Source organism: Stenotrophomonas sp. FR024, assembly GCF_047500745.2.
Taxonomy (GTDB): Bacteria; Pseudomonadota; Gammaproteobacteria; order Xanthomonadales; family Xanthomonadaceae; genus Stenotrophomonas; species Stenotrophomonas maltophilia_A.
Map to the genome: position 1 here is coordinate 87,162 of NZ_JAXAXM020000013.1, position 16,986 is coordinate 104,147.

Consider the following 16,986-nt stretch of genomic DNA (forward strand, 5'->3'; position numbering starts at 1 on the left):
GTTGGGGCGGGCCGGGGGCCGCCACCCCTGGGACGATCTGCGACGCCGGGTCGCACCTGCCGGCCAGCGGCCGGTACTACCCTGTGAATTCACCGCTACAATTGCCGCCGCACTCCGGCATGAAGACCTTTGCCCCTTGAACACCCCTGCATTGCTGGCCGCCAGCGGCCTGAGCTTTTCCCGCAATGACGAGCCGGTGTTCGGCCCGCTGGACTTCCATGTGGACGCCGGCGAAGCCCTGCTGGTTCAAGGCGGCAATGGCGCCGGCAAGACCACCCTGCTGCGCGTGCTGGCGGGCCTGGCCCGGCCTGGTGCCGGGCAGGTGCAGATCGATGGCAGGCCGGCCGGCAATGCCGAGCGCGCGCGTTACGTCGCCTACCTCAGCCACCTGCCCGCATTGAAGCCCGATCTGGACACGCTGGAGAACCTGCATTTCCTGTGTGGCCTGCACGGCCGTCGCGCACGGCAGATGCCGGGCAACGCGCTGGCCATCGTCGGCCTGGCCGGTTATGAGGACACTCTCGTTCGGCATCTGTCCGCCGGACAGAAGCGGCGGCTGGCACTGGCACGCATCTGGCTGTCACCGGCGCCGTTGTGGCTGCTCGACGAACCCTATGCCAACCTCGACCTGGAGGGCATCACCCTGGTCAACCGGATGATTTCCGCGCATCTGCGTGCCGGCGGCGCTGCACTGGTCACCACCCACGGCGCCTATGCCGCACCGCCGGTGCGTACCCGCCAGCTCGACCTCGGCGGTACCGCATGATCGCGCCAGGCACCGAACCGGGCCTGTGGCAGACCGCAGCGGCCCTGCTCAAGCGCGACCTGCGCCTGCTCTGGCGCCGCCGCGGCGATGCGCTGCAGCCGCTGCTGTTCGCGGTGCTGGTGGTGGTGCTGTTCGCGCTCGCCCAGGGCCGCGAACCGCAACTACTGGCCGCCACCGCCGGCGCGGTGCTGTGGCTGGCCGTGCTGCTGGCCGGCCAGCTGTCACTGGATTCACTGTTCCGCTCCGATGCCGAAGACGGCTCGCTGGAGCAATGGCTGCTGGCGCCGGTGCCGCTGGCCTGGCTGGTGCTGGTGCGCGTGCTGCTGCACTGGGCCACCACTGCGCTGCCGCTGATCGTGGTCAGCCCGTTGCTGGCCGAAATGCTGCATCTGCCGCATGACCAGCTGCCGATGTTGCTGGCATCGTTGCTGCTGGGAACACCGTTGCTGAGCCTGATCGGTGGCGTGGTCGCTGCACTGACCGTAGGCATCCGGCGCTCTGGTATTCTCGTGGCGTTGCTGTCGTTGCCGCTGTACGTGCCGGTGCTGGTGTTCGGTGCAGGCAGCCTGGCAGCGGCGGGACGCGGACAGGATCCGGTCGGTGCGCTGCTGATGCTGGGCGCCGGCCTGCTGGTCGCGCTGGTGCTGGCTCCGTTGGCCACCGCCGCTGCAATACGTATTTCTCTGAGTTGACCGAGCTGAGAGCCAATCCACCCCTGCTGGATAGCCGCCACGCATGAATCCGATTGTCCGCTGGTTCCACCAACTCGGTTCGCCCCCCACGTTCGACCGATTCGCTGCCCGCTGGTCGCGGGTGTTCTACCTCGCGGCGGTGCCGGTGCTGCTGGTCGGCATGTGGCAGGCGCTGCTGGTGGTGCCGCCGGAAGCCAAGCAGCTGGACAGCTTCCGCATCCTCTACATCCACGTGCCCAGCGCCTGGATGAGCCTGTTCGTGTTCGCGCTGATGGCGCTGTATGCCGCCATCGCCCTGATCTGGCGGATCAAGGTCTGCGAGATCCTGGCCATGGCCTGCGCGCCGATGGGCGCAGGCTTCACCCTGATCACCCTGTTGACCGGCAGCATCTGGGGCAAGGGCACCTGGGGCACCTGGTGGGACTGGGACCCGCGCATGACCAGCGAGCTGGTGCTGCTGTTCCTGTACCTGGGCGTGATCGGCCTGTATCACGCCATCGAGGACCGCCGCAGCGCCGCACGCGCAGCCGGCCTGCTGGCCATCGTCGGCGTCAGCCTGCTGCCGGTGATCCGCTATTCGGTGGACTGGTGGGGCGGCCTGCACCAACGCCAGTCGATCAACGTGTTCGGTGAATCGGCGATCAGCAGCGCGATGATCGCGCCACTGTGGTGGATGGTGATCGGCACCAAGTTCTGGTTCGCTGGTTCGGTGCTGGCCAAGGCCCGCGCCGACAATCTCGACCGCGAGGCCGGCAAGGCCTGGGTCGCTGGTCGCGTCGATGCCGCACGTGCGGCCGGGGAGGCCCAATCATGACCCACCTGCCCTATGTGATCGGCGCCTACGCCGTGTTCGTGCTGGTGCTCGGCGCCGATGCCATCGGTTCGTGGCTGCGCCTGCGCGTGGCACGCCGGTTGGCGCTGGCACGCCAGCAGCGGCAGCAGACCCGCGCCGTCAAACAGGACGCTGCGGCGCCGCTGTCGACGGAGCTGGAACGATGACGCCGGTACAACGTCGCCGCCTGGTCTGGGTACTACTGGCCCTGCTCGCCTCCGGGCTGGCCACCGCGCTGGTGGCGATGGCGCTGGAACGCAACATCGCCTACCTGTACACGCCTTCGGAAGTGCTGCGCGGCGATGTCGATACGCAGTCGCGGTTCCGCCTGGGCGGCATGGTGGTGAAGGGCTCCTTCAACCGCCCGGTGGGTTCGCTGGAAGCACGTTTTGAAGTGACCGACGGCGATGCCCAGCTGGCGGTGACCACGTCGCGGATCCTGCCGGACATGTTCGCCGAAGGCACCGCAGTGGTCGCAAGTGGCCGCCTGCAGGACGATGTGTTCGTCGCCGACGAGGTGCTGGCCAAGCACGATGAGAAGTACGTGCCCAAGGAAGTGGCCGACAAGATGGGCGACGCCCATCGCAAGCATGACGTGCCGGTGACGGCACCCGAGGTGCGCTGAGTGCTGCCCGAACTGGGTCAGATCCTGTTGTTGTGCGCGTTGCTCGCCTCGCTGCTGCAGGCCGGCCTGCCGCTGGTCGGCGCGCAGCGCAACAACGCCGCATGGATGGCGGTGGCACGGCCAGCCGCCTTCGCACAGCTGCTGCTGCTCGCCGGCGCCTTCGCGGTGCTCACCGCTGCGTTCGTACAGCAGGACTTCTCGGTGCGCTACGTGGCCGAGAACTCCAATTCGCTGCTGCCGATGATCTACCGCTACTCGGCGGTGTGGGGCGCGCACGAGGGCTCACTGCTGATGTGGGCACTGGTGCTGGCGCTGTGGACCGGCGCGGTGGCGCTGTTCTCGCGGCACCTGCCGGCACCGGTGCAGGCGCGTGTACTGGCGGTGATGGGCATCGTCAGCGTCGGATTCCTCGCCTTCCTGATCTTCACCTCCAACCCGTTCCTGCGCCTGAATCCGGCCCCGCTGGAAGGCCGTGATCTCAACCCGCTGCTGCAGGACCCGGGCCTGATCATCCATCCGCCGATGCTGTACATCGGTTACGTGGGCTTTGCTGTGCCGTTCGCATTCGCGGTGGCGGCACTGCTGGAAGGCCGCGTCGACGCGCGCTGGCTGCGCTGGACGCGGCCGTGGACCAACGTCGCCTGGGGCTTCCTGACCCTGGGCATCGCGCTGGGCAGCTGGTGGGCCTATTACGAGCTGGGCTGGGGCGGCTGGTGGTTCTGGGACCCGGTGGAAAATGCCAGCTTCATGCCGTGGCTGGTCGGTGCGGCACTGATCCATTCGCAGGCGGTCACTGAGAAGCGCGGCACCTTCGGCAGCTGGACCCTGCTGCTGGCGATCGCCGCCTTCGCGCTGTCGCTGCTCGGCACCTTCCTGGTGCGCTCCGGTGTGCTGACCAGCGTGCATTCGTTCGCTGCAGATCCGTCGCGCGGCCTGTTCATCCTGGTGTTCCTGTCGGTGCTGGTCGGCGGCAGCCTGCTGTTGTACGCGCTGCGTGCCAGCCAGCTCAGCGTGGACGCCGACGATCCGCGCCGTGGCTTCACCGCCACCTCGCGCGAGACCCTGCTGCTGGCCAACAACCTGCTGCTGGCCACCGCCTGCGCGATGGTGCTGCTCGGCACACTGTATCCGTTGCTGGCCGATGCACTGTCGCTGGGCAAGATCTCGGTCGGCCCGCCCTACTTCGGCAGCCTGTTCCTGCTGCTGATGGCACCGATGATCCTGCTGCTGCCGTTCGGCCCGCTGGTGAAGTGGCAACGCGACCAGCCCTCGCGCGCGTTCGCGCTGCTGGCACCCTGGCTGGGGCTGGCGGTGCTGCTGGGTGCGCTGGCCTGGTGGCAGGCGCCGCAGAACGGCTGGAAGGCCGGTCTTGGTGTCGCCGCTGCGGTCTGGGTCGGGTTCGGTACCGCACGCTTCGTCTGGCAGCGACTGCGCGGCAATGGCCGCTTCACCGCCGAAATGCTCGGCATGATCGTCGCCCATGCCGGCATCGCCGTGTTCCTGGCCGGTGCGCTGCTGGTGGAAGCCCTGAACGTACAGCGTGAAGTGGCGCTGGCACCGGGCCAACAGGTGGTGGTCGGCCGCCACGAGGTGCGCTTCGAGGGCGTGGACCATCGTGAAGGACCGAACTTCATCGCCGACCGTGGCCACCTGCGCGTGTTCCGCGACGGCCGCGAGCTGGCCCTGCTGCATCCGGAAAAGCGCCAGTACGCCAGCGGCGGCCAGGTGATGACCGAGGCCGGCATCGATGCACGCCTCGATGGTGATGTCTACGTGGCATTGGGCGAGCCGCTGGGCAACAATGCATGGGCGGTCCGGGTGCACATCAAGCCGTTCGTGCGCTGGATCTGGCTGGGCGCGCTGTTGATGGCCCTGGGCGGATTCATCACCGCCGCCGACCGCCGCTTCCGTCGTCCGTAGGAGTTTCCATGTCCGAGTCCCCCGCCCCGCGCCCCTCCCGCCCGCTGCCGCCGGTAGCCATCGTGATCGGCGTGCTGTTCTTCTTCGGCCTGCTCGGGCTGATGATCTACGGGGTGATGAAATCGGGCGATCCGCAGCGCGACGTGCTGCCATCGGCGCTGATCGACAAGCCGGCGCCGGCGTTCGCGCTGCCGGTGCTGCACGACCCGGAAATGATCGTGCACAGCGACGAACTGCGCGGCGCGCCTTACCTGTTGAACGTGTGGGGCAGCTGGTGCGCGGCCTGCCGCGAGGAACACCCGGTGCTGACCCGTTTCGCCGAGAGCAAGCGCGTGCGCGTGATCGGCTACAACTGGAAGGATGAACCGACCGATGCCCTGCATTGGCTGGAACAGCTGGGCAACCCGTTCATGGTCGTGCTCAGCGACGTGGAAGGCCGCACCGCGATCGACTGGGGCGTGACCGCCGCACCGGAGACCTTCCTGGTCGATGGCAGCGGCGTCGTGCGCTGGAAGTACAGCGGTGCGATGACCCAGCGCGTGGTCGACGAGAAGCTGATCCCGGCACTGGAGAAGATCGAGAAGGCCCAGGGCAATGCCGGCAGCACGCTGCGCACGGCGCCCTGAGCCCATGCGCTGGCTGCTGGCATTGCTGCTTCTGATGCTGCCCCTGGCCGTGCTGGCACAGCAGCCGTTGCATGATCCGCAGCCACTGCAGTTCCGCGATGGCGCCGAAGAACGCCGCTTCCACGACCTGGCCGCGCAGCTGCGCTGCGTGCAGTGCCAGAACCAGTCGTTGGCCGACTCGAACGCGCAGATCGCGCAGGACCTGCGCCGCGAGGTGCTGCAGCTGATGCAGCAGGGCCGCGACGACGCACAGATCAAGCAGTTCCTGGTCGCCCGCTACGGTGAGTTCGTGCTCTATCAACCGCCTCTGCAGCCGGGCACCTGGCTGCTGTGGGGCGGTCCGCTGCTGGTGCTGGGCGCCGGCGCGCTGGTGGTACTGGGCATCGTCCGCCGCCGTGGCCGCACGGTTGCTGCCGCCCCCGCCAGCAAGACCGATGAAGGAGACGGATGGTGAGCCATTGGCTGCCGATGCTGGCTGGACTGGTGGCCGCACTGATGGCGGCGCTGGTGCTGTGGCCGCTGCGCCACCACGGTCGCCGCGGTTTCGTGGTGGGCGTGCTCGCGCTGGGCGTGGCCGGTGCCTGCCTGTATCTGCTGGTTGGTGATCCGCGTGCAGCACAGGTACGACCGACCCCGTCGGTAGCCACCCTGCGCGATGGTGTGCAGGCCCTGCAGGATGCACTGAAGCGAGACCCGCAGCGAGCCGATGGCTGGGCGCTGCTGGGCCGGTCGCAGGCCGAGCTGGGCAACGCCGCCGCCGCAGCGGATGCCTTCGCACGTGCTGCCGCTCTCGCCCCGGAAGACCCCGGCGTGCTGGTGGAAGCGGCGCAGGCACGTGCGCAGGCCGATGCCGGCAAGCAGTTCGATGGCACCGCGATGGCCTGGCTGCAGCAGGCGCGTGCGCTGGCGCCCGATGCCGAGCGTGCCAGCTGGCTGCTGGGGATCGCCCTGCGCCAGCGCGGAAAGAATGCCGAGGCCGCAGATGTGTGGAGCGGCCTGCTGCCACGGCTTGAGCCCGGCGCCGCGCAGGCGCTGCAGGCGCAGATCGCCATCGCCCGTGAAGCCGCCGGTCAACCGTCAGATGCAACCGTTGCGGCGCCACCGGCGCTGTTGCAGGTGCGCGTGCAGTTGCCTGCGTTGAAGGGCACCGAGTGGCCGGCCAGCACCCAGGTATTCGTGCTGGCCCGCGCCGTGGGTGGACCGCCGATGCCGGTGGCCGCACGCAAGCTGCCCTTGGCCGGATTCCCGGCCACGGTCGGGCTGGGCGACGGAGACAGTCCGATGCCAACCGCACCGCTGTCGGCCCATCGCGAAGTGGAAGTGCAGGCACGCATCTCGCGCACCGGCAGCGCCAACCGCAGCGAGGATGACCTGCAGAGCGTACCGGTGAAGGTGAGCCTGCCCCACGACGGTGTTGTGGAGCTGCGCTTCCCGTAACGCGCCGCGGTAGTGCCGGCCGCTGGCCGGCAACCTCATGAATCGTGATGCGCCTGCGAGGTTGCCGGCCAGCGGCCGGCACTACCTGCATCACCGATGGAAACCAGCGTGTCGCCAGCTCCACATGCGGCCCCGCTAGAATGCCTGCATGACCGAATTCATCCCGCCCGGCACCCGCTTCCACGCCCTGCCCTCGCCCTTCCCGTTCAAGCGCGGCGGCGCCCTGCACGGCGCGCGCGTGGCCTATGAGACCTGGGGAACACTGGCGGCCGACGCCAGCAACGCGATCCTGATCGTGACCGGCCTCTCGCCGGATGCACACGCGGCAGCCAACGAGGCCAACCCGGCACCGGGCTGGTGGGAAGGCATGGTCGGCCCCGGCAAGCCGATCGATACCGACCGCTGGTTCGTGGTGTGCGTGAACTCGCTGGGCAGCTGCAAGGGCTCGACCGGTCCCGCCTCGCTCAACCCGGCCACGGGCCAACCGTATCGCCTCGACTTCCCCGAGCTGTCGATCGAAGACGGCGCACGCGCCGCCATCGAAGTCGTGCGTGCCCTGGGCATCGAACAGCTGGCCTGCGTGGTCGGCAATTCAATGGGCGGCATGACCGCACTCGCGGTACTGATGCTGCACCCGGGCATTGCGCGCAGCCACGTCAACATTTCCGGCAGTGCGCAGGCACTGCCGTTCTCGATCGCGATCCGCTCGCTGCAGCGCGAGGCGATCCGTCTCGATCCGCGCTGGAATGGTGGTCGCTACGACGATGCCGAGTATCCCGAGTCCGGCATGCGCATGGCGCGCAAGCTGGGCGTGATCACCTACCGTTCGGCACTGGAATGGGATGGCCGCTTCGGCCGCGTGCGGCTGGATTCGGACCAGGCCGACGACGATCCGTTCGGCCTGGAATTCCAGGTGGAAAGCTACCTGGAAGGCCATGCCCGGCGCTTCGTGCGCTTCTTCGATCCGAACTGCTACCTCTACCTGAGCCGCTCGATGGACTGGTTCGACCTGGCCGAATACGCCGACGGTGATGTGCTGGCCGGGCTGGCGAAGATCCGGGTGGAGAAGGCGCTGGCGATCGGCGCCAACACCGACATCCTGTTCCCGGTGCAGCAGCAGCAACAGGTCGCCGACGGCCTGCGCGCCGGCGGTGCCGATGCGCGCTTCATCGGCCTGGAGTCGCCGCAGGGCCATGACGCCTTCCTCGTCGATTTCGAGCGTTTCGGCCCGGCCGTGCGCGGCTTCCTCGACGCGCTGTAAGTGGCATGGCGGCGTAACCTCGCGCTGGCCGCATTCGGTGCGTTGATCGCACTGACGGTCAGCGGCGTGCTGCCGCTGTGGCTGGGCGGTTGGTGCCTGCTCGCCAGCGCGGTGTCTTTCGGCCTGTACGGCCACGACAAGCGCGCGGCGCAGCGAAAGCAGTGGCGGATTCCCGAGCGCACACTGCAGTTGCTGGCTTTTGCCGGCGGTTGGCCGGGCGCGCTGCTGGGCCAGGCGCTGTTCCGCCACAAGCATCGCAAAGCCGGATTCCAGTGGGTGTTCTGGCTGTGCGTGCTGGCCAACGTGGCCTCGATCGCGGTGATGCTGCGCGAGTTCTCGCGGTAACCCTTCGAATGGGTAGTGCCGGCCGCTGGCCGGCAATTGCGTATCCATATCAAGCGCCATGAGGTTGCCGGCCAGCGGCCGGCACTACCATTCACGCTTCGCGCACCACTCCCCCATCACGCAACCGGTACTGCGCATCCACCACGCCGTCGGGCAGGTCGTCGTGGGTGATCATCAGCAGGCTGCGCCCGTCCAGCAATCCGGAAAGATCCTGCAGCAGCGCGCGCGCGGTATCCACGTCCAGGCCTTCGGTCGGTTCGTCCAGCAGCAGGATCGGCGCATTGCGCAGCAGCGCGCGCGCCAGCGCCAGGCGTCGTGCCTGGCCGGCCGACATCGTCGCGCCGTTCTCGCCCACCCAGGTCTGCAGGCCACCGTTGCGCTCGGCCCACTCACCCAGGCGCACGCGACGCAGCACCACCCACAACGCGGCGTCACTGGCATCGGGATCACCCAATCGCAGGTTCTCGGCCACGCTGCCGGCAAACACCGGCGCGTTCTGCGGCAGCCACGCCAGTTGCCGGTGCCAGTCGCCCTGGGCGAAATCACGCAGGTCGCGGCCCCCGTAGGTCAACCGTCCTTGTTGCGGATCCCATAACCGCAGCAGCAGGCTCGACAGGGTGGTCTTGCCACTGCCGCTGTCGCCGCGAATCGCGATCCGCTCGCCCGGCGCCAGGGTCAGCTGCAGGCCGGACAACACCGGCCGCGCCGCACCGGGCCACTGGAAGTGCACGTCATCCCAATGCACGCGCGCGGCCTGCGGCACCGCCTGCGGCGCCTGCGGGTCCTCCACCGTCGGCGGTTGCTCGACGATGGCCTGCAGGCGATCGGCGGCGATGCGCCCGGACTGCAGCGACTGCCAGGCCAGGCCCATGCCGGCCCACAGTTCGATCAGTGCCACGGTGAGGAACACCAGACCCGCCGCCATTTCCGGCGCGATGCGCTGCTGTTCGGCCGCATGCAGGGCCAACGCCAGCATCGCCACCAGGCCCAGCCCGGCGACCAGGCCATGCAGGGTCGAGGCCGCGATCAGGCGCCAGCGCCGACGACGATCCCGCGAAGCCAGCTGCTTGGCCGCCACGCGCACCTTCAACTGCCACGCTGCATCGGCATGCAACGCGGCCAGATCACCCGCGCCCTCCAGTCCTTCGAAGGCTGCGGTACGCAGGGCAGCACGATGCGCGGCACGGTCGGCTTCCTCATCGTCGCGACCGCGCACGCCCAGCCACGGCACACCGAAGGCGATCAGCAGCGCCAGCACCGCCAGCAGTACCGCCGCAGACGGCAGGATCACAGCGGCCGAGGCGATCGCCACCAGTGACAGCGCACCCAGCGCCACCAGCGGCCCGATCGCACGCACCAGCAGGCCATCCACCTCATTGATGTCACCCAGCAGGCGTGCCAGCAGTTCGCCGGTACGCGTGGCCCCCAGCCGCGCCGGTGCCAGTGGCAGCGCGCGGCGGAAGAACCACACGCGCAGGTCGCGGGCGATGCGCAGCGTGGCATCGTGGCCGACCAGCTTCTCGAAGTAGCGCGACACGATGCGCGCCATGGTCAGGCCGCGGATGCCGGCCGACGGCGAAAAGAAGTTGAAGCCCTGCGCCAGCCCGGCCGCACCGGCCAGCGCAGCGGCGGTCAGGAAGCCACCGGACAGGCCCAGCAGGGCGGTGCCAGCCAGCATCGTGATCCACAGCAGCAGCACGGTCAGCAGCAGGCGCGGGCGATGGCGCAGGAACACCGCGCGCAGCGAATCAGGCGAACGGCTCATGCGCGCACCGCCTGTGCCGGCTCGACCAGGCGGCCTTCCGGCAACAGCAGGCAACGGTCAGCCCACGCGATCACCGCAGGGCTGTGGGTGGCGACCACCACGCTGCGTCCACGTGCATAGGCGGCCAGGCTGCGCAGCAGCGCGGCTTCGGTATCGGCATCGAGGAACGCAGTGGGTTCGTCCAGCAGCAGCACCTGCGGGTCGCGCAGCAGCAGGCGGGCCAGGCCGATGCGGCGTGCTTCACCACCGGACAGGCCGAAGCCGCGCTCGCCGATCACGGTATCCAGCCCCTGCGGCAGGCGCTGCGCGAACTGCAGCACCTGCGAGGCCTCGGCCACTGCGCGCAACCGCGCATCGCTGGCACCGGGATCGGCCAGGCGCAGGTTGTCGGCGATGCTGCCGTGGAACAGGTACGGCCGCTGGCTGGCATAGGCCACCTGCACGCCGGGACGCAGCTGCAGCTTGCCGGCACGCGGCGGCAACCATCCGGCCAGTGCCTCCAGCAGCGTGCTCTTGCCGGATCCGCTGGGGCCGACCAGGGCCAGGCGCTGGCCCGGTTCCAGCAGCACATCCAGATGCTGCAGCACGTCGTGCGGCGCGCCCAACGGGCGCAGCACCAGGCCCTGCGCCTGCAGCGGCGGCAATGCGGCCTCGGCCGGCTCCACCGCCAGCGGCGCGATCTCGTTCTCGATCAGGCCCTGCTCATCGGGCAGCGACTGCAGCAGGCGCTCCACCTCGGCGGCAGCGGCCAGCGCGTTGGCGCGGTCGTGGTAGTGCGCGGCCAGCCGCCGCAGCGGCGCGTAGAACTCCGGCGCCAGCAGCAGGCAGAACAGCCCAGCGCCCAGCGTCGGCACTGCTGCATGCAGCGTCATCAGGCCCAGATAGCTCAGGCCCAGGTACAGCGCAACCATCGCCACGCTCACCGAGGCGAAGAATTCCAGCACCGTGGACGACAGGAAGGCGATGCGCAGCACCTTCATCGTACGCACGCGCACGCCTTCAGCGGCGGCCGCGATGCCGTCCAGTTCGGCCTCGCCGCGGCCATACAGGCGCAGCAGGCCCAGACCCTTGATGCGGTCGGCGAAGTGGCCGCTCATCCGCGCCAGCTCGCCCAGCTGCGCACGGCCGGCGGCTTCAGCGCCCCAGCCCACCAGCATCATGAAGAACGGCACCAGCGGTGCGGTGAACAGCAGGATCAGCGCCACCACCCAATCCACCCAGGCCACTGCGGCCAGGATCAGCAGCGGCACCACCACCACTTCGGTGCGCACCGGCAGGAAGCCGCTGTAATAGCTCTCGATCGCATCACCGTGATGCAGCATCAGTTCGCCCAGCTCGCCGGTGCGGCGCTGGCGCAGCCACAGCGGCCCATGCCCAAGCAGGCGCGCGAACACACGCTCGCGCAGCGCCAACCGCGCAGCATCGGCCACATCACCGGCAGCCGCCTGGGTGGCGCTGCCCAGCAGCGTGCGCAGCACCAGGATCACCGCCAGCCCAGCGAGCACCGGCAGGCCCGACGCCAGCGGTGCGCGTTCCACCAGCACCTGCTGCACCAGCCAGGCGATGGCAGCGGCCTGGCCGATCAGCAGCGCGCCAGACAGGCTGATGCACAGCGCCGCCAGACGCTGGCGACCTCGAGCGGAGCGCGCAAGATCGGCCAGCCAGGCGGTGCGGGCACGCCGCTGGCGGGTCGTTTCGGCTTCCGGGGAAAGGCCGTCAGGGGTCGTTTCGGCAGCGCTCAAGGGGTCTTCACGGGTAACAGGGGAGACACGGCATTGTAGGCGCAGGCAACAGCCTCCCCCTGCGGCCGGCGGTCGCAGTCTTCATCGGGTTGGCATACGATCCTCCTGAATACCCATTCATACATTGATCTGGATCAAGGCTGTTTGAAGTAGTCGGTCACATCATTCACCCCGTAGACCACCCTTCCCGCCACCTGCAACGGCACTATCCAACGAGGTAGCCAGGCCATGATTGATCAGACAGTCGTAGAACTGTCGCGGCTGCAATTCGCGCTGACCGCGATGTACCACTTCCTATTCGTACCGCTCACCCTCGGCCTGTCCTTCATGGTGGCCATCATGGAGAGCGTGTATGTGATGACCGGCAAGGAGATCTGGCGCAGGATGACCCTGTTCTGGGGCGTCCTGTTCGGCATCAACTTCGCCATGGGCGTTGCCACCGGCATCGTCATGGAATTCCAGTTCGGCATGAACTGGTCCTACTACAGCCACTACGTGGGTGACATCTTCGGTGCGCCACTGGCGATCGAAGGCCTGATGGCGTTCTTCCTGGAAGCCACCTTCGTCGGCCTGTTCTTCTTCGGCTGGAACCGCCTGAGCAAGGTCAAGCACCTGATGGTGACCTGGCTGATGGCGCTGGGGACCAACCTGTCGGCGATCTGGATCCTGGTGGCCAATGGCTGGATGCAGAACCCGACCGGTGCGGTGTTCAACCCGGAAACCATGCGCATGGAAGTGGTCGACTTCATGGCGGTGGTGTTCAACCCGGTGGCGCAGGCCAAGTTCGTGCACACCGTCAGCGCTGGCTACGTGACCGGTGCGGTGTTCGTGATGGCGATCAGCGCGCTGTTCCTGCTGCGCAACAAGCACAAGGACCTGGCCCGTCGTTCGTTTGCGGTGGCCGCGGCGTTCGGCCTGCTGTCATCGCTGTCGGTGGTCGTGCTGGGTGACGAGAGCGGTTACGCCGCCAGCGAACACCAGAAGATGAAGCTGGCCGCGATCGAAGCGATGTGGGAGACCGAGCGTGCGCCGGCCGACTTCACCGCCTTCGGCATCCCGAATCAGGAGACCCACCAGAACGACTACGCGGTGAAGATCCCCTACCTGATGGGCCTGATCGCCACCCGCTCGTTGAACCAGCCGATTCCCGGCATCCTGGAACTGGTCGAGCGCGCCGAACACCGCGTGCGTGGCGGCCAGCTGGCCTACGGTGCATTGGAACGCCTGCGCGCCAACAAGAACGACGTTGAAGCGCGCGAGATGTTCGACCGTCACTGGCAGGACCTGGGCCACGGCCTGCTGCTCAAGCGCTATCGCGATGACATCCTCAACGCCACCCCGCAGGAAATCTCGCAGGCGGCGATGGACACGGTGCCGCGCGTGATGCCGTTGTTCTGGACCTTCCGCGTGATGGCCGGCCTGGGCTTCTACCTCATCGCCTTCTTCGCCCTGGCCTTCTACTACTCCTGCCGCAACAATTTCCAGGACAAGCGCTGGTTCCTCAAGCTGGCCCTGTGGACGCTGCCGGCGCCGTGGATCGCGATCGAGTGCGGCTGGTTCGTGGCCGAATATGGTCGCCAGCCGTGGGCGGTCGATGGCGTGCTGCCGACCTTCTATGCAGCATCGGGGCTGGCCCTGCATGAAATCGTGCTGACCCTGGCCGGCTTCACTGCCATCTACACCGCGCTGATCGTGGTCGAGATCAAGCTGATGCTCAAGGCGATCCGCAAGGGTCCGGACGAGGTGCTGCCGTCACTGCAGTCGCCCCAGCCGCATGCTTCCCACAATGCCTCGGCGCCGGCCGCCGGCCAGGCCTGAGGCAGGAGAACCAAGATGGATTTCATTCTTCTGGACTACACCACGCTGCGCGTGATCTGGTGGCTGCTGCTCGGCATCCTGCTGATCGGTTTCGCCGTGATGGATGGTTTCGACCTGGGCGTGGGCACCCTGCTGCCCTTCGTCGCCCGCAACGACGCTGAGCGCCGGCTGGTGATTAATACCATCGGTCCGGTATGGGAAGGCAACCAGGTGTGGCTGATCCTGGGCGGCGGCGCGATCTTCGCCGCATGGCCGCCGCTCTACGCGGTCAGCTTCTCCGGGTTCTACCTGGCGATGTTCGTGATCCTGTTCGCGCTGATCCTGCGACCGGTCGGCTTCAAGTTCCGCAGCAAGATGCCCAGCGAGCGCTGGCGCAACACCTGGGACTGGGCGCTGTTCATCGGTGGCTTCATCCCGGCGCTGATCATGGGCGTGGCGGTGGGCAACGTGGTGCTGGGCGTGCCGTTCCACTTCGATGACAGCATGCGCATCTTCTACACCGGCTCGTTCTTCGGCCTGCTGATGCCCTTCGCGCTGCTGGCCGGCCTGCTCAGCGTGTCGATGCTGGTCGCCCACGGTGCCGCCATGCTGGTGCTGAAGACCGACGGCCCGGTGGCCGAACGTGCGGCCCGTTTCGGCAGCATCGCCGCGATCATCGCCTTTGTGCTGTTCGCCGTCGGTGGCGCCTGGGTGGCCTTCGGCCTGCCGGGTTACCAGATCACCTCGCAGGTGGTCACCGATGGCGCCACCAATCCGCTGCTGAAGACTGCTGAACTGGGCGCCGCCGGCGGCTGGATGCGCAACTACAGCACGATGCCGGCCACGATCCTGGCCCCGCTGCTCGGCCTGGCCGGCCTGCTGGCCAGTGCGGTACTGCTGCGGGCCCGTCGCGGCGGCCTGGCCTTCATCGCCTCGGGGGCCGCCATCGCCGGCATCATCCTGACCGTCGGCTTTGCGATCTTCCCGTTCCTGCTGCCGTCCTCGAGCCAGCCCACCTCCAGCCTGACCGTGTGGGACGCCTCGTCCAGCCACCTGACCCTGTGGATCATGCTGCTGGCCACGGCGGTGTTCCTGCCGATCATCCTCGCCTACACCACCTGGGTGTACCGCGTGCTGAAGGGCAAGACCACCACCGAAGAGATGGGCAACAACCCGAACGCGTATTGATTGCTTGCACGTGTGCCGACCAACGGTCGGCACCTACCCGGAATGAAGGAGACTGATCATGTGGTATTTCGCCTGGATTCTCGGTGCCGGCCTCGCCTCGACGGTGGCCATCCTCAACGGCATGTGGTTCGAAGCCCGCGAGCAGAACCGCATCGAGAAGGAAAATCGTCGCTGAGCTGTAAAAAAGCCTTGCCGCCTTGGCCTTCACACGGTATCTTAGGCGGCTCCTTCGGGGTGTAGCTCAGTCTGGTAGAGCGCTACGTTCGGGACGTAGAGGTCGCAGGTTCGAATCCTGTCTCCCCGACCACTTAAGTGGTCGCATTGAAGCCTGGTGAAATCGTCCAGGCTTTTTTGTTCCCTGAAGTGGCACTGCTTCGGCAGTGTGCAGAAAACAGCATTCCCCCCTTGCCGCCATCGGGGTGAATCGCTAGAATAGGCGGCTCCCTTCGGGGTGTAGCTCAGTCTGGTAGAGCGCTACGTTCGGGACGTAGAGGTCGCAGGTTCGAATCCTGTCTCCCCGACCACTTCGGTGGTCACCAAGAAGCCTGGAAGACATCACTGTCCTCCGGGTTTTTTTGTATCAAGCGCCAGGCCGCCCGCGTGACGGGACCTTGCCGCGCAGCGCACGTACAATGGCCGCGCTGCCGGCCCTCCTGCAGCCCCCCCCCCCACCTGCCGCTTCGGCGTAGACCGATGCCGGCGCTGCATGCCGTTGCTGCGGCGTGCGACACCTGCAAGGACCACCGATGAGTTCCTCCCCTTCCGATTCGCCGTCGCTGCTGCACGGTCGTGTCCTCGCGTTTGCCGCGATCCTGCTGGCAGCGGTCAACCTGCGCACTGCGGTCACCTCGATCACCCCGCTGCTGGACGTGCTCGGCCAGCAGTTCGGCTTCGGCACCACCATGACCGGCGTGCTGGGCATGCTGCCGACCGCCTCGTTCGCGCTGTTCGGCGTGGCCACGCCGGCATTGGCGCGGCGCCTGGGCCTGGAACGCACCACGCTGCTGGCGATGGTGATGGCGATGGCCGGCCTGCTGCTGCGTTCCAGCGCCGGCAACGTCGGCACGCTGCTGCTCGGTTCGGTGGTTGCACTGGCCGGCATGGGCATCGGCAACGTGGTGGTGCCGCCGCTGGTGAAGCGCTATTTCGCCAACAAGGTTGGCACCATGAGCACGCTGTACATCAGCGTGCTGCAGCTGGGCACGATGCTGCCGGCGCTGCTGGCAGTGCCGGTGGCGAATGCTGCGGGCTGGCGCGTGTCGCTGGGCATGTGGGCGCTGCTGGCGCTGGCCGCCGCCCTGCCGTGGCTGCTGCTGGCCAGGCACGCACCGAAGCCGCAGGCCGACGCCACCGACCCCACCGCACAGCCGCACGGCAAGGTCTGGCGCACGTCGCTGGGCTGGAGCATGACGCTCATGTTCGGCATGACCTCGCTGATGACCTATTCGATGTTCACTTGGCTGCCGCGCATCGTGGTCGAGGCCGGTGGCACGCCCGCGTTCGGCGGCGTGATGGTCGCCGTGTTCTCGGCACTGGGCCTGCTGCCGTCGCTGGTCATTCCGTCGATGGCGGTGCGCCTGCAGAACCCGTTCCCGCTGGTGCTGATCGGTTTCTTCTCGTTCGTGATCGCCTTCACCGGCCTGCTTGTGGCCCCGATGAAGGCGCCGCTGCTGTGGGCCTGCCTGCTCGGCGTCGGTCCGTCCACCTTCCCGCTGGCGCTGACCCTGATCAACCTGCGCACCCGCACCCCCACCGGCTCGGCCGCGCTGTCCGGGTTCATGCAGGGCGTGGGCTACAGCTTCAGCTGCCTGGGGCCGTTCCTGGTCGGCTGGCTGCACACCGTCAGCGACGGCTGGACGATCCCATTCAGCTTCCTGTTCGGCTGCGCCACCCTGATGCTGTGCGCCTCCTGGGTGGCCTGCAAGCCGCGCAAGCTGGAAGACCTCTGGTAAGCCACGTGGGGCCTCGCAACCGGCCCCACCTACCGCTC

General features: G+C 67.9%; 17 protein-coding genes and 2 tRNA genes. 17 read left to right on the plus strand and 2 right to left on the minus strand.

All coding sequences use genetic code 11. The features are described 5' to 3' along the window. Nucleotides 1-136 precede the first annotated feature (136 nt). From ccmA to ACMZ91_RS15050, 11 genes are all read left to right on the plus strand, one after another. Nucleotides 137-766: a heme ABC exporter ATP-binding protein CcmA gene (ccmA, locus tag ACMZ91_RS15000; RefSeq protein WP_032129784.1), complete on the plus strand. Its 630-nt coding sequence runs from the start codon at nucleotides 137-139 to the stop codon at nucleotides 764-766. Then, nucleotides 763-1,458, plus strand: coding sequence for a heme exporter protein CcmB (gene ccmB, locus ACMZ91_RS15005; protein WP_032129785.1), 696 nt, complete (start codon nucleotides 763-765; stop codon nucleotides 1,456-1,458). Before ccmA ends, ccmB begins: the two co-directional genes overlap by 4 nt. Before the next feature lie 43 nt (nucleotides 1,459-1,501). Further along, nucleotides 1,502-2,272 (plus strand): heme ABC transporter permease CcmC, encoded by a 771-nt coding sequence (gene ccmC / locus ACMZ91_RS15010; protein WP_414578502.1) that lies wholly within the window; start codon nucleotides 1,502-1,504, stop codon nucleotides 2,270-2,272. After that, the gene (locus ACMZ91_RS15015) at nucleotides 2,269-2,457 is read left to right on the plus strand and encodes a heme exporter protein CcmD (RefSeq protein ID WP_032129786.1); all 189 of its coding nucleotides are present in this window, start codon (nucleotides 2,269-2,271) and stop codon (nucleotides 2,455-2,457) included. The genes ccmC and ACMZ91_RS15015 overlap by 4 nt, the downstream gene beginning before the upstream one ends. Next, complete coding sequence (gene ccmE / locus ACMZ91_RS15020; protein WP_414578504.1) at nucleotides 2,454-2,915, plus strand: cytochrome c maturation protein CcmE; 462 nt, start codon at nucleotides 2,454-2,456, stop codon at nucleotides 2,913-2,915. Before ACMZ91_RS15015 ends, ccmE begins: the two co-directional genes overlap by 4 nt. Further along, the gene (locus ACMZ91_RS15025) at nucleotides 2,916-4,835 is read left to right on the plus strand and encodes a heme lyase CcmF/NrfE family subunit (protein WP_414578506.1); all 1,920 of its coding nucleotides are present in this window, start codon (nucleotides 2,916-2,918) and stop codon (nucleotides 4,833-4,835) included. An 8-nt stretch (nucleotides 4,836-4,843) separates the two neighbouring features. Further along, on the plus strand, nucleotides 4,844-5,461 hold the full coding sequence (locus tag ACMZ91_RS15030; protein WP_414578508.1) for a DsbE family thiol:disulfide interchange protein: 618 nt from the start codon (nucleotides 4,844-4,846) through the stop codon (nucleotides 5,459-5,461). Nucleotides 5,462-5,465: 4 nt separating this feature from the next. Beyond that, nucleotides 5,466-5,915: a cytochrome c-type biogenesis protein gene (locus ACMZ91_RS15035; RefSeq protein ID WP_032129419.1), complete on the plus strand. Its 450-nt coding sequence runs from the start codon at nucleotides 5,466-5,468 to the stop codon at nucleotides 5,913-5,915. Then, entirely contained in the window at nucleotides 5,909-6,898 is a 990-nt protein-coding gene (locus tag ACMZ91_RS15040) for a tetratricopeptide repeat protein (RefSeq protein ID WP_414578510.1), read from the plus strand. Before ACMZ91_RS15035 ends, ACMZ91_RS15040 begins: the two co-directional genes overlap by 7 nt. Before the next feature lie 148 nt (nucleotides 6,899-7,046). Then, nucleotides 7,047-8,159 (plus strand): homoserine O-acetyltransferase MetX, encoded by a 1,113-nt coding sequence (gene metX, locus ACMZ91_RS15045; protein WP_049460753.1) that lies wholly within the window; start codon nucleotides 7,047-7,049, stop codon nucleotides 8,157-8,159. Continuing rightward, entirely contained in the window at nucleotides 8,160-8,504 is a 345-nt protein-coding gene (locus tag ACMZ91_RS15050) for a DUF1294 domain-containing protein (protein ID WP_049401133.1), read from the plus strand. A 91-nt stretch (nucleotides 8,505-8,595) separates the two neighbouring features. Here ACMZ91_RS15050 and cydC read toward each other — a convergent pair whose 3' ends face one another. Then, nucleotides 8,596-10,269, minus strand: coding sequence for a thiol reductant ABC exporter subunit CydC (gene cydC, locus ACMZ91_RS15055; RefSeq protein WP_414578578.1), 1,674 nt, complete (start codon nucleotides 10,267-10,269; stop codon nucleotides 8,596-8,598). After that, a complete protein-coding gene (gene cydD / locus ACMZ91_RS15060; protein ID WP_049460748.1) occupies nucleotides 10,266-12,011 on the minus strand; it encodes a thiol reductant ABC exporter subunit CydD in 1,746 nt (581 codons plus the stop codon). The genes cydC and cydD overlap by 4 nt, the downstream gene beginning before the upstream one ends. A 228-nt stretch (nucleotides 12,012-12,239) precedes the next feature. Here cydD and ACMZ91_RS15065 point away from each other — a divergent pair, with 228 nt between their 5' ends. The 6 genes from ACMZ91_RS15065 (at nucleotide 12,240) to ACMZ91_RS15090 (ending at nucleotide 16,948) form a co-directional block, all read left to right on the plus strand. Then, a complete protein-coding gene (locus tag ACMZ91_RS15065) occupies nucleotides 12,240-13,829 on the plus strand; it encodes a cytochrome ubiquinol oxidase subunit I (protein ID WP_005410352.1) in 1,590 nt (529 codons plus the stop codon). 15 nt (nucleotides 13,830-13,844) lie between these two features. Then, nucleotides 13,845-14,996: a cytochrome d ubiquinol oxidase subunit II gene (gene cydB, locus ACMZ91_RS15070; protein WP_014647773.1), complete on the plus strand. Its 1,152-nt coding sequence runs from the start codon at nucleotides 13,845-13,847 to the stop codon at nucleotides 14,994-14,996. Between the two features lie 58 nt (nucleotides 14,997-15,054). Then, nucleotides 15,055-15,171 carry a cytochrome bd-I oxidase subunit CydX gene (gene cydX, locus ACMZ91_RS15075; RefSeq protein ID WP_005410354.1) on the plus strand — a complete coding sequence of 39 codons (117 nt, stop codon included), beginning with the start codon at nucleotides 15,055-15,057 and terminating at the stop codon, nucleotides 15,169-15,171. 55 nt (nucleotides 15,172-15,226) lie between these two features. After that, nucleotides 15,227-15,303: transfer RNA gene (locus tag ACMZ91_RS15080), tRNA-Pro, on the plus strand. A 140-nt stretch (nucleotides 15,304-15,443) separates the two neighbouring features. Beyond that, a tRNA-Pro gene (locus ACMZ91_RS15085) sits at nucleotides 15,444-15,520 on the plus strand. Between the two features lie 222 nt (nucleotides 15,521-15,742). Next, complete coding sequence (locus ACMZ91_RS15090) at nucleotides 15,743-16,948, plus strand: CynX/NimT family MFS transporter (RefSeq protein ID WP_149909175.1); 1,206 nt, start codon at nucleotides 15,743-15,745, stop codon at nucleotides 16,946-16,948. Nucleotides 16,949-16,986 lie beyond the last annotated feature (38 nt).

Excerpts from the sequence above, each read along its gene's own strand:
- ccmE (WP_414578504.1), top strand. The coding sequence starts at position 2,454 with ATGACGCCGGTACAACGTCGCCGCCTGGTCTGGGTACTACTGGCCCTG.
- ACMZ91_RS15035 (WP_032129419.1), top strand. The coding sequence starts at position 5,466 with ATGCGCTGGCTGCTGGCATTGCTGCTTCTGATGCTGCCCCTGGCCGTG.
- ACMZ91_RS15065 (WP_005410352.1), top strand. The coding sequence starts at position 12,240 with ATGATTGATCAGACAGTCGTAGAACTGTCGCGGCTGCAATTCGCGCTG.
- ccmC (WP_414578502.1), top strand. The coding sequence starts at position 1,502 with ATGAATCCGATTGTCCGCTGGTTCCACCAACTCGGTTCGCCCCCCACG.
- cydB (WP_014647773.1), top strand. The coding sequence starts at position 13,845 with ATGGATTTCATTCTTCTGGACTACACCACGCTGCGCGTGATCTGGTGG.
- ACMZ91_RS15015 (WP_032129786.1), top strand. The coding sequence starts at position 2,269 with ATGACCCACCTGCCCTATGTGATCGGCGCCTACGCCGTGTTCGTGCTG.
- metX (WP_049460753.1), top strand. The coding sequence starts at position 7,047 with ATGACCGAATTCATCCCGCCCGGCACCCGCTTCCACGCCCTGCCCTCG.
- cydX (WP_005410354.1), top strand. The coding sequence starts at position 15,055 with ATGTGGTATTTCGCCTGGATTCTCGGTGCCGGCCTCGCCTCGACGGTG.
- ccmB (WP_032129785.1), top strand. The coding sequence starts at position 763 with ATGATCGCGCCAGGCACCGAACCGGGCCTGTGGCAGACCGCAGCGGCC.
- ACMZ91_RS15040 (WP_414578510.1), top strand. The coding sequence starts at position 5,909 with ATGGTGAGCCATTGGCTGCCGATGCTGGCTGGACTGGTGGCCGCACTG.
- ACMZ91_RS15030 (WP_414578508.1), top strand. The coding sequence starts at position 4,844 with ATGTCCGAGTCCCCCGCCCCGCGCCCCTCCCGCCCGCTGCCGCCGGTA.
- cydC (WP_414578578.1), bottom strand. The coding sequence starts at position 10,269 with ATGAGCCGTTCGCCTGATTCGCTGCGCGCGGTGTTCCTGCGCCATCGC.
- ACMZ91_RS15090 (WP_149909175.1), top strand. The coding sequence starts at position 15,743 with ATGAGTTCCTCCCCTTCCGATTCGCCGTCGCTGCTGCACGGTCGTGTC.